Origin of the sequence: Bacillus sp. FH (genome assembly GCF_052216825.1) — a bacterium.
In the GTDB taxonomy this organism is placed as follows: Bacteria; Bacillota; Bacilli; order Bacillales; family Bacillaceae_G; genus Bacillus_A; species Bacillus_A paranthracis.
In genome coordinates, this window is the sequence record NZ_JBQOUU010000001.1 from 898,250 (window position 1) to 914,670 (window position 16,421).

Consider the following 16,421-nt stretch of genomic DNA (forward strand, 5'->3'; position numbering starts at 1 on the left):
ATACTCTTGCTCGAAGGATGGTTCAGTTGGTTTATTGTACTGTGGACTGTTATTTTATTAGGACTTATGTCTATCGGTGGATACTTTATGTTCAGAAAATTTTTAAAACGACTACCAAAAGAAGATGGTATGTCCATTTTAGATTGGGAAGAGCACTATATTAATAAAACGAGGCATTTATGGGATGACGAACAAAAACAATTGTTAGAAGAGCTCGTCAGTCCTGTTCCAGAGCTATTTCGCGATGTTGCTAAATCAAAAATTGCTGGCAAAATCGGTGAACTAGCCTTACAAGAAAAAGCCTCTCAAATTACACAAGATTTAATTATTAAAGGGTATATTATTGCTACACCGAAGCGTGATCATAAATTTTTAGTAAAAAAACTACAAGAAAAAAAGATTGATTATTCTCATTATCAATCTTTACTAACAAAATCTACCTCATAAAAAAAGATTGCTAACTTATAGCAATCTTTTTTAACTTACAGTTACTGATTTTACTGCTGTTAATTTAGCCTCCGCCAAGTCTATTTGTAATCCAACCGCACTTGTATAAATTGTATCTCCAGTACCTGTAATATTTACTTGTGTAGATGTCGTATTTGGTGCAATAGAACCTGTTGCATTTACATTTGTAATATCAAACTCAGCTCTTGCATTTGCAGTTGTAGTCGTTCCAGAAAAATTCCGATCTGCAAAACTACCAATTGTATTTAAATTTCCATTAATATCATTTACTTGCCCTCTAAAAAAGTTCCCTATTGGATTATTTGGTCCTGTTAATGTCACAGAGTTCAATTGAAAATTATCACCTGTAAAATTCGGATCACCATTTACCGCCATTACAAAAGCTCTTGCTGTCACCGTCCCTGTAGCTGGTGTAAAAAATCCTGAAATGGTTTGTGGTGTACCGGATAATAAAAAACCTGGAAATAAACTCACATTTCTCATCGGATATGAGGAATCACGATATACAACAATCAACGACCATCCTGCACCATAACCAACTGGCTGACGCGTAGGTAATCTTGTCACACTATATCTTCCTGCTGCTCGATTCGGTAAACCTTGCAGTAAAGATGTAACGTCTGCTGCTCGATTATAAACATTGGCTATAAAAGGGAGATTTGTCCCTTCTGATGACCATGCTGAATTAATTGTCACTTGTGTACTCGTTCCATCAGGCGTAACTAAATTTGGAGGATTCGCATCAACAACAGCAGTTGTAACAGCCGTATCCAATCCACCTGACCAAACAAGTAACGCAAAATCTACAACCGCCGTAGCTGGAACGATAGTAGTTGATGGATTTAATTCAGCCCATGAGCCATCTAATGTCCAATCATTTGTTGTACCTCCAAATGTATTCGGGTCCGTCGATGAAGGAACTCCTCCAAAAGTAGAATCTGTATTTAATGTTATAAGTGCATTGTAAGCAAAGTTTGTATTTGCAGTACCGCGCATTCCCATCGTATTACCCGTATGCATCATAAATAAGTTATCGTTTTTACCGTAAGCTTGAACAAAAGCCAATAGAATTCACTCCTATTAGGATAAAAAATTTTATTAAAGTTTTCAATTTTTTAACTCACTATTACTGATTTTGTAGCAGTTAAACGTGCCTCCGCTAAATCTATTTGTAAACCGACAGCACCAGCGTAAAGATAATCAAATGTATTTGGGATATTCACGGTAGTAGAAGTAGAGCCGGCTGTTAACACGCCATTTGCGGGTACATTTGTCACATCAAACTCTGCACGCCGATTAGTCGCAGAAGTACCAATTGGCATATTTCTATCCCCAAAACTTCCGACTGTATTTAAATTTCCCAAATAATTATTTACTTGTGAAGCAAAAAAGTTATTTATTAAATTATTAGGTCCTGAAAGTCCCGTACCGTTTAAGTTAAATCTATCACCTGTCGCATCAGTATCACCATTAATTGCCATTGTAAATACACGAGCATTAACCGGCGCTACAACTGGAGTGATAAAATTTGAAATCGTTGCTGTCTCACCCAATGTAGAAATGAGTAAACCAGTATATAAACTAACATTCCTAATAGGATATGAATTATCGCGATATACAACAACCAATGCCCATCCTACGCCTGTCCCTTGCGTCGGAGGATTTGCCGTGGGAACCCTTTCTACAAAATAATCCCCCGCTGCTCGATTTGAAAGCCCTTGTAGAATATTTGTTACATTTGCAGCACGTGTATAAATGGTACCTTGAAATGTTCCGCTTGATCTCGTCTCTCCCCATGCAGGAACACTCGTAATTGTATGAGTGACCCCATCCGGTGTTTGTAAAGTAGGTATATTGTTATTTACCACCGTTTCTGTCACAGTTGCACTCAATGTTCCTTGCCATACTAGCATTGCAAAGTCTACAGTTGCTGTTGCTGGTACATCTGTTACTGAAGGATTAAGTCTTGCCCAAGAACCATTTAATGTCCAATCATTTGTCGTTCCCGCAAAAGTTAATGGATCTACCGAAGAAGGAACTCCTGCAAAACTTAAATTTGTATCTCTTGTTATTAATGCATTGTATTGATACGCCGTCGCTGTTGTAATACCACGCATGCCAACTGTATTACCTGTGTGTACCATAAATAAAGAGTCTGTTTTCGTATATGTTTGTACAAAAGCCAACAATTCCACTCCCCTTCCATATAAGATAAATATTTATTCGCTATTTCATTTAATGCAAACAAGTAAAAAAAGTTCCATTTGTATATGCACAGACTAATTTGGGCAAAAAAAAGCCTTTGCCTATTCCTATTCATTTAAATTTGAATAGGATGCAATGACGAGCTCATTTTATACTAATATTTACACATAGTATTGTTTCTAGATTATTAAATAATGCTATTTGTAAATATTCCATGCCTTGACCGGATTTAAATTTATACAGAAAGGACGAATCTAATGGCAATAGCAACAATAGGAAGTCGTTTAACCTATACAATCGTTGTCCAAAATACCGGAACACTTCCTGCCCAAAACGTTACATTTACAGACCCCATACCCGCTGGCACTACTTTCGTTCCAAACAGCGTTACAGTTGATGGCGTTGCAACAGCTGGAAATCCTGCTACTGGTATTCCCATTAGCAACATTCCTGCTGGCGGCTCTGTTACAATTACCTTTCAAGTAGATGTTACAAGTGTCCCTACCCCACCAGTTGCAAGTAACGTAGCATCATTTGGATACGAATTTCAACCTGCACCTAACGCACCCACTATCACACGTACGACAACAAGCAATATTGTTAATACAGATATTTTCACAGCTAATGTCGCATTAACAAAAGCAGTAGATAAAACAATTGCTACTATCGGTGATACGATTACGTATACAATTACGGCCACAAATCAAGCCACATTAGCTGCTAATAATGTTATCATTACAGACACGCCTCCTGCCGGCACATCGTTCGTACCGGGTAGCGTTACAGTTAATGGTACTTCTACTACAGATAATCCTGCTACTGGAATAAATGTAGGAACGATTGCTGCAAACGGGAATGCTACAATTACGTTTCAAGTTCAAGTTAATACTCTCCCTACACCTAACCCTATTCCAAATAGTGCAACTTCAGGCTTTCAATATAATCCACCAAACCAACCACCAATTAACAGAAACTCTACAAGTAATATAGTTGAAACACAAATTAATGCTACTATCATAAATCCAACTAAAAGTGCAAACCAACAAATTGTGAATATTGGTGACATCATTACGTATACGATTACTGTTCCAAATAACGGTAATATTTCAGCGACAAATGTTTCCATCACCGACCCTATCCCTACTGGCACTACTTTTATTCCAAACAGTGTTACAGTTAATGGAACGGCACAATCTGGCGTAACTCCAACAAATATTCCGCTAGGTACAATTCCTGCTGGTCAAACTAAAACTGTCACATTTCAAGTCCAAGTCACTTCCCTCCCAGCTAACGGAACGATTACTAACGAAGCAAATGTAACATTTACGTCGCAACCGAATCCGGCTGAACCCTCAACAACCACTACGATAACACCACCTCCAACAACTACTTCTGTACGAACTGCAATTGTAAATCCAACAAAAACTGCTAGTCCACAAATTGCTGATATCGGTGATATTATTACGTATACGATTACTGTACCAAATACAGGAAACATCGCTGCAACGAACGTTATTGTAACTGATCCAATTCCAAGTAGCACTACATTTATTCCGAATAGCGTCACAATTAACGGTACTTCACAACCTGGCGTAAACCCTTCTGGTGGTATACAAATTGGAACAATCGCAGCTGGTAATACTGTCACTGTCACTTTCCAAGTTCAAGTTACCGCTCTCCCAGAGAATGGCCTAATCCGAAATATCGGAACCACAACATTTACGTATCAACCAGATCCTACAAAACCAGCTATTACAACAACAAACCCTACACCACCTACTACTACTCCTGTTAACACCGCTATTACAAACCCTGTTAAAACGGCGGATAAAACTACTGTTGATATTGGTGATGTTATTACGTATACGATTACTTTCACTAATGATGGTACGATCCCTGCTACAAATGTAGTTTTTACTGATACCATTCCTACTGGTACAACATTCATTCCGAATAGCGTAATCTTAAATAATGTACCGGTTCCAAATTCAAATCCCGCACTAGGAATCCCGGTTGGAACAATTAATCCCGGTGAAACCAAAACACTATCTTTCCAAGTTCTTGTTACACAAATTCCAGCTGGCGGCGTTATTGCAAACGAAGCTTCAACGACATATACGTACCAGCCAGATCCAACAAGGCCGCCGGTTACCACAACCGAACCGACAGCACCTACTACAGTCTCCGTTAATACCGCTACAGTTAACCCTACAAAATCTGCTGATCGTACTTTCGTTGATATTGGTGATGTTATTACGTATACAATTAGTTTACAAAATAACGGCACTGTTCCCTCAACAAATATTGTACTAACAGATCCAATTCCAAACGGTACAACATTTATTCCAAATAGCGTCACGATTGATGGTGTCTCACAACCTAACAGTAATCCTGAAAACGGTATATCGATTGGTACTTTAAATCCAAATCAAGCAAAAACAATTACATTCCAAGTTCAAGTTACAAGTGTCCCGCCAAATGGAATTATAGAAAACCAAGGCAGTGTATCATTTAATTATATTGTTAATCCAAATGAGCCTCCTGTTACAACAACTACCCCAACTCCTAAAACAGAAACTCAAGTTGGGACCGTTATTACAGCGCCTACAAAATCTGCCGACAAACAAGTTGCTGATTTAGGAGATACGATTACCTACACGGTCACATTTACAAATAACGGGACCGTTCCGGCTACAAATGTAGTCGTTACAGACCCTACACCTAACGGAACTATTTTCGTTCCAAATAGTGTTACAATCGATGGCATTACAACGCCAGGAACAGCCCCATCACTTGGTATACCACTTGGTACCATTTCTGTCGGAGAAACGAAAACAATCACGTATCAAGTTGTCGTTACAAACTTACCACCTGATGGAATAATTAGAAACCAAGCATCCTTCACTTACCAATATCAACCGAACCCAAGTGAGCCTCCTGTCACAACAACTACCACCACTCCAAGTGTAAACATTCCAATTAATAATCCTAATCCAACGACTACAAAATCTGCTGATCGACAAGTTGTTGATATAGGGGATACGATTACTTTTACTGTAACATTCCAAAATAGAGGGACCGTCCCCGCTACAAATATTATTATAAAAGATACACTTCCATCTGGTGTTTCTTTCGTTCCAGGTAGCGTTGTCGTAAATGGCACATCACAACTTGGAGAAAACCCTGAAATTGGTATACCCGTCGGCACTGTAAATCCCGGTCAAAGTATTATAGTTACGTTCCAAGGTGTAGTAAATAGTATCCCGCCCGGAGGAGTTATTAGAAATCAAGCAAATGTTACATTCACATACGAGCCAAATCCAAATGAACCTCCCGTTACGACAACTATTACAACTCCTGAAACAGAAACAGCAGTTAATACCGCTACACTAAATCCACAAAAAACAGCAGATCGCTCCTTCGTTGCATTAAATGATGTCATTACCTATACTCTCTCATTTCAAAACACCGGTACTGTTCCTGCTACGAATATAACAGTAATAGATTCTATCCCTGCCGGTACTGTATTTATTCCAGATAGTGTTACGATTAATGGGATTCCTCAAGCAGGAACAAATCCATCATCAGGAATTTCACTTGGAACTTTAGTGCCATCCGAACGCGCAACGATTACTTTCCAAGTACGAGTAATAAACATCCCTGCTAGCGGCGAAATCCGAAATCAAGGTAGTGCAACATTTAATTATCAACCGGATCCAAATTTACCTCCAGTCACAAAAACAGAAACAACTCCTGAAACAACAACTCCTATCCAAACTGTAGTCATAAGTCCAACAAAAACAGCAAACCTTACGTTTGCAGAAATTGGCGATATTGTAACTTATACTGTCACATTTACAAACCAAGGAACTATACCTGCTACTGGTGTAACAATTACAGATTCTTTACCACCGGGTACAACTTTTATTACGAATAGTGTTACTGTAAACAATGTCGCTCAACCCGGCGTAAGTCCAGTCACAGGAATTCCTGTTGGAACAGTTAATCCCGGCGAGACAGTTACTGTTACATTCCAGATTCAAATAAACGCTATTCCTCCTAATGGAAAAATAGAAAATACAGCAAGTGTTACCTACACTTCTCAGCCTAATCCTAGCGAACCTCCTATTACAACAACAGAAACGACTCCTACCGTAACTTTACCTGTTCGTACCGCTAACCCGAACCCGCAAAAAACAGTGGATCGTGAGTTTGCAAGTATTGGTGATACGCTCACTTATACAATCACCCTTCAAAATACTGGTAATATACCTGCAACTAATGTCATTATTACAGATTCTATCCCTACTGGAACTACATTTATCCCTGGTAGCGTTACGATTAATGGCATTCCACAACCTAATTTGACCCCTGAAACAGGAATCCCAGTTGGCACATTAAACCCTAGACAAGTAGTGACTGTTACTTTAGAAGTACAAATAACAGCTTTACCACCAAATGGCATTATCTCAAATGAAGCAAATGTCACTTACACATCTCAACCAGATCCGACACTCCCGCCTATTACAACAACCACACCGACTCCAATCGCAGAAACAATTGTACAAAATGCAGAATTAGAGTCAACAAAAACAGTAGATTTGCCAATCGCTAACATTGGCGATGCACTCACTTATACAATTACCCTTGAAAACACTGGAAATATTCCTATGACAAATGTATCTGTCATTGATCAACCACCAGTAGGCACACAATTTATTGTAGATTCTGTTACAGTAAATGGCCTTTCACAACCAGGTGTTGATCCAAGCATTGGGATACTCATTGGTACAATACAACCAAATCAAATAATAACCATTACGTTCCAAGTAACGATTACGAATATACCCCCTAATGGGGTTGTTACAAATGTTGGTTCAATCAACTTTACCTCTCAGCCTAATCCAAATGAACCTCCTATTACAAAAACAGAAGAAACACCACCAGTTAATACTGAAATCATTAATAGTATTATTAATCCATCGAAAACGGCTGATCGAAACAACGTTGATATAGACGATATCATTACGTACACCGTTACATTCCAAAACTTACAAACTGTTCAACTAACAAATATCATTTTTACAGATTCGATTCCAGTTGGTACGACTTTCATTCCAAATAGTGTAACAATTAATGGTATCCCAACTAGTGATGTTGATCTAGCTCTTGGCATTCCTCTTGGCACATTAAATCCTAGTCAATCAGTTGTTGTAACTTTTCAAGTTCGCGTTGTTTCCATACCACCTAACGGAATTATTATAAATGAAGCTACTATCACCTACACATTCCAACCTAATCCTGGAGAACCTCCAGTAACAGTGACTACTCCAACGCCTCCTACTACTACCAATGTCAACACGGCAACAACAAACCCTACAAAATCCGCTGATAAAGTATTTGCTTTATTAGGTGACACAATCACCTATACAATCTCCTTACAAAATACAGGAACTGTCCCTGCAACAAATGTACTTGTAACCGATCCTATTCCAGCTGGTACTACTTTCATTCCGAATAGCGTTACGATTAACGGCGTCACGCAACCTGGTATCGTTCCTAGTTCCGGAATTCTTATCGGTACATTAGAACCTAACACTTCAGCCGTCGTAACTTTCCAAGTTCAAGTAACTTCGATACCACCGACAGGCTTTATCGAAAATGAAGGGATCGTTTCATTCCAATATCAGCCAGATCCTACTAGACCACCTGTATCTGTTACTACGCCTACACCTACTACAAAGACGCAAGTAAGTGAAGTTACTATTAATCCTAACAAACAAGGTAACCCTCAAACTATTAATCTTGGTGATACTGTCACATATACAATTACGTTCCAAAATGTCGGGAATATTAATGCGACAGATGTTATTATTACAGACCCTACTCCATCTGGTACTACTTTCATTCCGAATAGCGTTACGATTAATGGCGTCACGCAACCTGGAACAAATCCAAATAATGGTGTAAACGTTGGGACTGTAACTCCAGGACAAATTGTTACATTAACTTATCAAGTTACTGTAACTGAACTCCCACCAGACGGTATTATTAAAAACACTGCAACTGTCACTTACACATTCCAGCCAAACCCTAGCGAACCCCCTATTACTATTACAGATCCTACTCCAACTGTTGAAGTATCCGTTATTACACCTACACCTAACCCAAATAAACTAGCCGACAAACAAATTGTAGATATAAATGAAATCATAACGTATACTGTAACCTTCCAAAATCGCGGATCAGTCCCTGCAACTTCCGTTATCATTACTGATCCGTTAGCAAATGGGTTAACGTTTCTTCCAGGTACTGTTGTAATAAATGACATTTCAGATCTTGGAGCAAATCCTGTTGTAGGTATACCTGTTGGAACAGTCAATCCAAACGATACAATTACTGTTCAATTCCAAGCAAGAGTCACAAGTGTACCACCTGGTGGTATTATTCGAAATCAAGCAACTGTTACTTTCACATATGAACCAGGTCCTGGTGAACCTCCTATTACAATTACAGACCCTACTCCAATTAACACAACGAATGTAACTACAGCTATATTAAATCCGAAAAAAACAGCCACGCCGGAAACAGTTACTTTAGGTGATATCATTACGTATACGATTTCTCTCCAAAATACAGGTACCATTCCTGCTAATCATATACTTGTAACTGATACAATTCCTATCGGTACTTCGTTCATCCAAAATAGTGTCACAATTAACAACGTGCCGCAACCAACTGCAAATCTATCAGCAGGCATCCCAATTTCAACACTTGCTCCTTCTGAATCCGCAACGATTTCTTTCCGTGTCCTAGTTACTTCAATTCCACCAAGCGGAGAAATTCAAAACCAAGGTAACGTTTCCTTCCAGTACCAACCCGATCCTACTAAACCACCTGTATCCGTTACTACGCCTACACCTACTACAATTACTCCTGTAAACGTTGGGACTATTAACCCGATAAAAACCGCTGATAAATCCATCGTTTCAGTAGGTGATACGATTACATTTACTATCACATTCCAAAATGAAGGTACGATTCCTGTCACTGACATTTCTGTTACAGACTCACTTCCTGTCGGCACATCATTCGTTCCAAATAGTGTCACAATTAATAACATTCCCGTTCCAAACGCAAATCCATCCACAGGCATTCCAGTCGGAACTCTTAATCCAACAGAATCCGTAACTATTTCATTCAAAGTACAGGTTATTACACTTCCAGCTAATAGAATGATTACAAATATCGCATCCATTACGTATACTTCTCAACCCGACTCTACTAGACCACCTATCACAACAACGACTACAACACCACCAATTACGATAGAAGTAAACCCTAATGAGCCAAACACATTTATTAAGACCGCAAATGTAAATAGCGCCCATCTCGGTGATTTCATCACATATACACTTACCTTTACTAACAATGGCACCATCCCAGTAAATAACGTACTCATTACCGACCCACTTCCTCCTGAAGTTACTTTCTATCCAAATTCAGTAACAGTAAATGGAGTAGCACGTCCCGGAACTAGCCCAACTATCGGTATTCTTATCAATACTGTTAATCCAAGTGAATCCGTTGTTGTTCGTTTTATCGTTCAAGTAACAGCAGAGCCACGAAATGGTCTCATTCAAAATACCGCCCGCATTCGCTATACACTCAGACCAGATCCTACTAAACCACCGACTTTCGTTGATGAAACTTCAGAGCCAAACATTATTCCGTTTATCGGTCCGTTCGTCTCACCAAATTTAAATTGTTTCTTTAATGGGGAACGTTTTATCCGGCGCGGTTGGAATAGAAGATGTTAGCAATATAAAATAAAAAGACAGCGTCAAAAAACGCTGTCTTTTTATTTTATACATATACAGTTTTTAAGTTAATTTCATATCTTTTTCATTATAAAAACCATCTTCTTTTTCCATTTCCTTCTGTAATTTTGTAAAGGAACGGTACATGGCAATTCTCCATGACACAATCATCGCAAATGCCAGCAAGAAGAACATCCCACTAAGTTGTCCTAAATCAAGCGATTGGCTTAAATATGTTTTAAATACAATACGCACGACAAGTAATCCGATTAAAATAAAGACAAATGCTTTCGAACGCTTCAAATAAATCTCTTGTCCTCTAATTTCAAATTTAGATGTTTTAATAAGAAAAATAGAGAAAAACAAACCGACGCCAATTGCTTCTAACATTTCTGCTGGAGTTAATCGAAATTCAGGAAAAACATACATCAACGCTCCCGTACTCATAAAAAATGGTGGAAGTATAATTTTTTTCAATGTTGCAGGTTTCTTAGCTGCTTTTAAACGAATAAACATCGCACCAACAGCCATACAAACAGCAACGATACTGGATAAAACAACTATGTTCATATTTTCTCATCCTTTTTTGTGGCTATATGCAAAATATACTTTCATTATATGCTTTTCCGTTAGTATTTCCAACATTTTCACAGAATAATACTAAAAACCCGTAAAACCACCAAATAAACTTGAGAAATATACGATAATTTTCGTCATCCAGTTAAAGTATAAGAAGATACCCATGATAATCATAATGTATCCCCCGATTTTCATGAACTTCATACTATTTCTTTTAATCCAAGACATTTTCGTAATAAAGAATGATAGCACGAAGAACGGAATAGCGAATCCAAGTATGTATGCAATCATATAAATCATTGCTGATTCTGGATTTGTTGCTGCTAATCCGATTACAGACACTAAAATAGGTCCTGTACAAGGCGTCCACCCTGCAGCAAATGCCAACCCAATTAAAACAGATCCAAAATAACCACTCGGACGATTTTTAAACGTAAATTTACGATCTTGCATTAAAAACTTCGGCTTAAACACACCGACAATAATAAGACCGAACACGATGATAAATATACCACCTAACTGTCTAATTAAATCTTTATAATTTGTAAAGATGCCTCCAATAAAACTTGTACCAAATCCAATTGCAATAAATATAATTGAAAATCCAAGTAAGAAAAACGCTGTATGTATCATACTTCTTTTGCGAAGCATTGCATTTTCTTCTTTCAACTCAGAAACCGACATACCTGTTATGTACGATAAAAATGCCGGATAAAGCGGTAAGCAACATGGGGAAATAAATGATAAAAACCCAGCACCAAACGCTAAAAAAATACTAATATCTTGCATTATTCCACTCCTCTCCTTACATATTGTAGCAAAAACATATAAAAATACTATGAACAATTCGTGAAATCACTTTTCCAACGTGATAATAAGAAAAACTACCCTTTCACACTTTTTCTGAAAAAACGTTTTCATTTCCTTCTATTTATATAGAAAAATCTCAATTACACTACAAAACCTCTCTAATGTTATTAACATAACAAAGGTAATATAGTTTCTCAAATGATTAGCATGTTATTCGTACGTTTATATACATATTGATTAAAAAATATTTTTTTCAAATGCTGTCTTTATACAATACAAACTTGATTTCACAATACTTCTATTATTACTAATTTCAAGATTATGCATAAATATCATACTTTTATTATTATTCTATAAAATGTCACACTTTTCTTTTATTTGACCCTTCATTTTTAATTTTGTATACTTCCCTCTAGTTATATATGTCCGTTACGGAACAATTTCATATAGATGGGAGGAATATTTCATGCTTCGTTATTCTCTTTTAGTTTTATTAGGAGCGTGTAGTTATGGAATTTTAGCTATTTTCGTTAAACTTGCATATGCAGAAGGATTTTCACTTGGAGAGGTAATTGGCAGCCAATATTTGTTCGGTTGGATTATTTTGCTTGCTATTACACTTCTATTTTCTAGACATCGTGTTCCATTAAAACAAGCTTTAATTTTATTCGTTGCAGGTACATCTGCAAGTTTCACTGGAATTTTTTATTATGCTTCATTAAAAACTGTACCAGCATCTATCGCCATTATACTTTTATTCCAATTCGTTTGGGTCGGAATTATTATTGAAGCAGTCGCAACAAAAACTTTACCTTCAAGAGAAAAAGTTATTTCTGTTATTTTCTTACTTGCAGGTACATTTTTATCAAGTGGTTTACTAGAAAAATCAGCAGGTGATTTCGATACGACTGGAATTATATTAGGCCTATTATCTGCTGTTACATTTGCAACATACATTTTCGTGAGCGGAAAAGTTGCTGTTGAAGTACCTTCATTACCACGCGGTGTTCTTTTAATGGCTGGTGCTTTAACTTTAGTAATGATCGTATTCCCTCCAACATTTATTTTTAACGGTGCAATTTCTGAAGGACTTTGGAAATACGGTTTAGGTTTAGGAACATTCAGTATCGTCATTCCTTCTATCGCCTTTACAATTGGTATTCCAAAGATTGGTTCTGGCTTAGCGACTATTCTTGGCGCTGCGGAACTACCAGTTACAACAATTATGTCTGTATTCGTTTTAAAAGAAGCTGTACTATCTTCACAATGGTTCGGTGTATCACTTATTTTAATCGGGATTGCAATCCCGCAAATTGCTTATGCAATGCGTGGACGTTATCGTAAACATCATACACACAAAAAATTGGCAGCATAAACGAGAGGGGATTTTCATTTGAGAATCCTCTCTTTTAATATTGTATACTTAATGTAAATACTTTATTTAAGAAAGAAGGCATTATAAGTGGCAGCAAATCTAGAGCAATTAACTGAGACGCTAATTTCTATTCGTCGAAATTTACATGAGCATCCAGAACTATCATACGAAGAATTTGAAACGACGAAAGCTATAAAGAATTGGTTGGAAGAGAAAAACATTACGATTATAAATTCTAATTTAGAAACGGGCGTTATTGCTGAAATTTCGGGGAATCGTAACGGACCGCTTATAGCAATCCGTGCTGATATTGATGCCCTTCCTATTCAGGAAGAAACAAATTTATCCTACGCTTCAAAAATCCATGGAAAAATGCACGCTTGTGGGCATGATTTTCATACAGCTGCTATTATAGGGGCTGCTTATTTGCTAAAAGAAAAAGAATCTTCTCTTAGCGGAACTGTACGCTTTATATTCCAGCCAGCTGAAGAAAGTAGTAATGGTGCTTGCAACGTCATCGAAGCCGGGCATTTACGTGGTGTACAAGCTATTTTCGGTATGCATAATAAACCTGATTTACCAGTAGGTACAATCGGTATTAAAGATGGTCCACTGATGGCCGGAGTTGATCGATTTGAAATTGAAATTCACGGAGTTGGTACACATGCAGCTGTACCAGATGCTGGGGTAGACCCTATTGTCGCATCTTCTCAAATTGTGATGGCACTACAAACTATTGTAAGCCGAAATATAAGTTCTTCACATAATGCCGTCGTTAGTGTCACAAACATCCACTCAGGAAATACGTGGAACGTTATTCCTGAAAAAGCAATATTAGAAGGTACTGTTCGTACTTTCCAAGCTGAAACACGCGAAAAAATTCCAGCCTTAATGGAACGTATCATTAAGGGCGTTTCTGATGCACTAGGTGTAAAAACAGAATTCCATTTTCATTCAGGTCCTCCTGCTGTCTATAATGATGAAAGTCTTACTCATTTATGTACACAAACTGCACAGGAAATGTCACTAGACGTGATTACCCCTACTCCTTCCATGGCTGGCGAAGATTTCTCTTTTTATCAACAACACATACCAGGATCATTCGTCTTTATGGGAACGAGTGGTACACATGAATGGCATCATCCAAGCTTTACAGTAGATGAGCGAGCGTTACCTATAAGTGCAGAATACTTCGCTTTGTTAGCTGAAAGGGCACTTAAACATTTTTCCTAAAAAAGGAGCCGTTAAGAAATGCTTAACGGCTCCTTTTTTTAAGTTAAATCACGTTTTAAAAATACTGTATAGGAAATGATTAAAAATACAAATAAATACAGTAATAACATACATGATGCAAACGGGAACGTTACTCCATCAATAAAGCTTCCATTCTTTGCAATACTATATAAATCTGTGTTTGCTGGCAATAAATATTTCGCCCAATCATATCTAGTTGCTGCTAGTAATGCGATGTTTCCTGATAAAGCAAGAAATAGTGAAATACCAATCGCGCCTCCGCTAGATCTTGTTAGCACAGAAATCATAAACGCAAACGCTGCATACACAATCGTCGGCAACCACGATAAAATATAATACTTACTAGCTTCTACAAAAATATTTTGTTTTATAATATTTCCATCTTGGAAAATAAACTCGCTCCATGCAGGCTGCTGGAATTTATAAATAACCAGTCCACATAAAATGGAGAAAATCATATTAAATATAAACAATAATGCTGCAAATATGACAATTGCTAAAAACTTAGCTGTCAAAATTTTAAAGCGACTCGCTGGTCGTATTGTTAAAAATTTATATGTTCCCCAGCTATATTCATTCGCAAAAATTGTACTTGCATACACGAGGATAAACGGAAGTAATATTGGAAATACGATAAAGCCTGTATCTCTCATGAAAGAAAGTGGAGAACTACTTGCCGGTGCTGTATCTGTGTCTAAATGCTTCATCTTGAGCTGATATTCCTTTACAAGCTCATCCCCAGATCGTTCCGCTAAAATTGCTCCTTTTTCCATGCCTAGCTTTTTCTCAATTTCTACAGTTCGTTCTGTATAATCAGCTTTCCATCCTTTTGTTTCCGGCTCCAAATACTTTACAGTAACCCATCCTAATCCGATTATTAATACTGCAATAACTGCAAATGGAATAATCGTTCGCTTTCGCTTAAATATTTTATACAATTCGTTATACACTAAATTAAACAATATCTTTTCCCCCTGTTAATTCTAAAAATTGCTCTTCTAACGTTTTTCTTTCTTCATATACACGATACACTTGAATGTTTTTCTCAAGCAATGTACGAATAACATTTGGGATTTCTTCATCTTTTACATGAATAAGTAAATCATTACCTTTTATTAAAACATCTTGGTCTAACATTTCTGCCGCTTTATTCGCATCATCTACGCGTATACGGATTGTCTCCATCTCTTCACTTTGATTATGCTGAATATTTTGCGTCGCGACATATTCTCCGTGCTGAATAATGATAACTCTATCACACATTAATTCAACTTCCGAAAGTAAGTGACTAGATACCAGTACCGCTTTTCCTTGTTCATGTGCAATTTTCTTTATGTACATTCTCATTTCATGTATTCCACTAGGGTCTAATCCATTCGTTGGTTCGTCTAATATTAATACATCTGGATCATGAATAAGCGCTTGGGCAATTCCTAAACGTTGTCTCATGCCGAGTGAATATGCTTTTACTTTGCGATCAATGACTTGTCCCATACCTAGCAGTTTCACTACTTCATCGATACGTTCTTCTGTAACGTTACCATTCATGCGTCCGAAATATGTTAAATTCTCATAGCCACTCAAAAACGGATAAAATTCCGGTGTCTCAATTACCGCTCCAATTTTCGAGGCAGTACTTTCAAATTGCTGTTTTACAGATTGACCATCAATCCAAACTTCGCCCTCTGTCATACGAATCATGCCGACCATCATTCTCATTAAAGTCGTTTTTCCAGCACCATTTGGTCCAAGCAGACCAACTACTTCACCTTTTTTAACTTCGAAACTAATATTTTCTACAAGTGTCTTTGAACCGATTCGCTTCGTTAACCGCTCAACCTTTACAATCGATTGTTCATTTGTCATGCTATACAACCTTTCCTTCCCATTCTTTGTCAGGTCTTTACACT

The 16,421-nt window shown here is 37.5% G+C and carries 10 protein-coding genes and 1 pseudogene; 4 read left to right on the plus strand and 7 right to left on the minus strand.

The window, feature by feature from the left end:
* The first annotated feature begins 6 nt into the window (after positions 1 to 6).
* Positions 7 to 447 (plus strand): DUF2621 domain-containing protein, encoded by a 441-nt coding sequence (locus ACTT1L_RS04830; RefSeq protein ID WP_000889384.1) that lies wholly within the window; start codon positions 7 to 9, stop codon positions 445 to 447.
* Between the two features lie 30 nt (positions 448 to 477).
* Here the strand turns inward: ACTT1L_RS04830 and ACTT1L_RS04835 are convergent, their stop codons facing one another.
* Both ACTT1L_RS04835 and ACTT1L_RS04840 read right to left on the minus strand, forming a co-directional pair.
* Positions 478 to 1,533, minus strand: a complete 1,056-nt coding sequence (locus ACTT1L_RS04835; protein WP_061131647.1) for a hypothetical protein — start codon at positions 1,531 to 1,533, stop codon at positions 478 to 480.
* Between the two features lie 50 nt (positions 1,534 to 1,583).
* Positions 1,584 to 2,654 carry a hypothetical protein gene (locus ACTT1L_RS04840; RefSeq protein WP_071742816.1) on the minus strand — a complete coding sequence of 357 codons (1,071 nt, stop codon included), beginning with the start codon at positions 2,652 to 2,654 and terminating at the stop codon, positions 1,584 to 1,586.
* Between the two features lie 276 nt (positions 2,655 to 2,930).
* On the opposite strand from ACTT1L_RS04840, the gene ACTT1L_RS04845 reads away from it, so the two are divergent.
* Positions 2,931 to 10,493, plus strand: a complete 7,563-nt coding sequence (locus tag ACTT1L_RS04845; protein ID WP_442821819.1) for a DUF7507 domain-containing protein — start codon at positions 2,931 to 2,933, stop codon at positions 10,491 to 10,493.
* A gap of 63 nt (positions 10,494 to 10,556) precedes the next feature.
* Here ACTT1L_RS04845 and ACTT1L_RS04850 read toward each other — a convergent pair whose 3' ends face one another.
* From ACTT1L_RS04850 to ACTT1L_RS04860, 3 genes and pseudogenes are all read right to left on the minus strand, one after another.
* Positions 10,557 to 11,063, minus strand: coding sequence for a CcdC family protein (locus tag ACTT1L_RS04850; RefSeq protein WP_001028639.1), 507 nt, complete (start codon positions 11,061 to 11,063; stop codon positions 10,557 to 10,559).
* A 90-nt stretch (positions 11,064 to 11,153) separates the two neighbouring features.
* Positions 11,154 to 11,861 (minus strand): cytochrome c-type biogenesis protein CcdA, encoded by a 708-nt coding sequence (ccdA, locus tag ACTT1L_RS04855; RefSeq protein WP_001152681.1) that lies wholly within the window; start codon positions 11,859 to 11,861, stop codon positions 11,154 to 11,156.
* A gap of 16 nt (positions 11,862 to 11,877) precedes the next feature.
* Positions 11,878 to 12,022, minus strand: a pseudogene (locus tag ACTT1L_RS04860) (peptidase T).
* 326 nt (positions 12,023 to 12,348) lie between these two features.
* On the opposite strand from ACTT1L_RS04860, the gene ACTT1L_RS04865 reads away from it, so the two are divergent.
* Positions 12,349 to 13,257, plus strand: a complete 909-nt coding sequence (locus ACTT1L_RS04865) for an EamA family transporter (protein WP_000947030.1) — start codon at positions 12,349 to 12,351, stop codon at positions 13,255 to 13,257.
* An 87-nt stretch (positions 13,258 to 13,344) separates the two neighbouring features.
* Positions 13,345 to 14,490, plus strand: coding sequence for a M20 peptidase aminoacylase family protein (locus ACTT1L_RS04870; protein WP_442821820.1), 1,146 nt, complete (start codon positions 13,345 to 13,347; stop codon positions 14,488 to 14,490).
* Between the two features lie 38 nt (positions 14,491 to 14,528).
* Here ACTT1L_RS04870 and ACTT1L_RS04875 read toward each other — a convergent pair whose 3' ends face one another.
* Complete coding sequence (locus tag ACTT1L_RS04875; protein WP_000482769.1) at positions 14,529 to 15,473, minus strand: ABC transporter permease; 945 nt, start codon at positions 15,471 to 15,473, stop codon at positions 14,529 to 14,531.
* On the minus strand, positions 15,466 to 16,377 hold the full coding sequence (locus ACTT1L_RS04880; RefSeq protein ID WP_000180642.1) for an ABC transporter ATP-binding protein: 912 nt from the start codon (positions 16,375 to 16,377) through the stop codon (positions 15,466 to 15,468). The genes ACTT1L_RS04875 and ACTT1L_RS04880 overlap by 8 nt, the downstream gene beginning before the upstream one ends.
* Positions 16,378 to 16,421 lie beyond the last annotated feature (44 nt).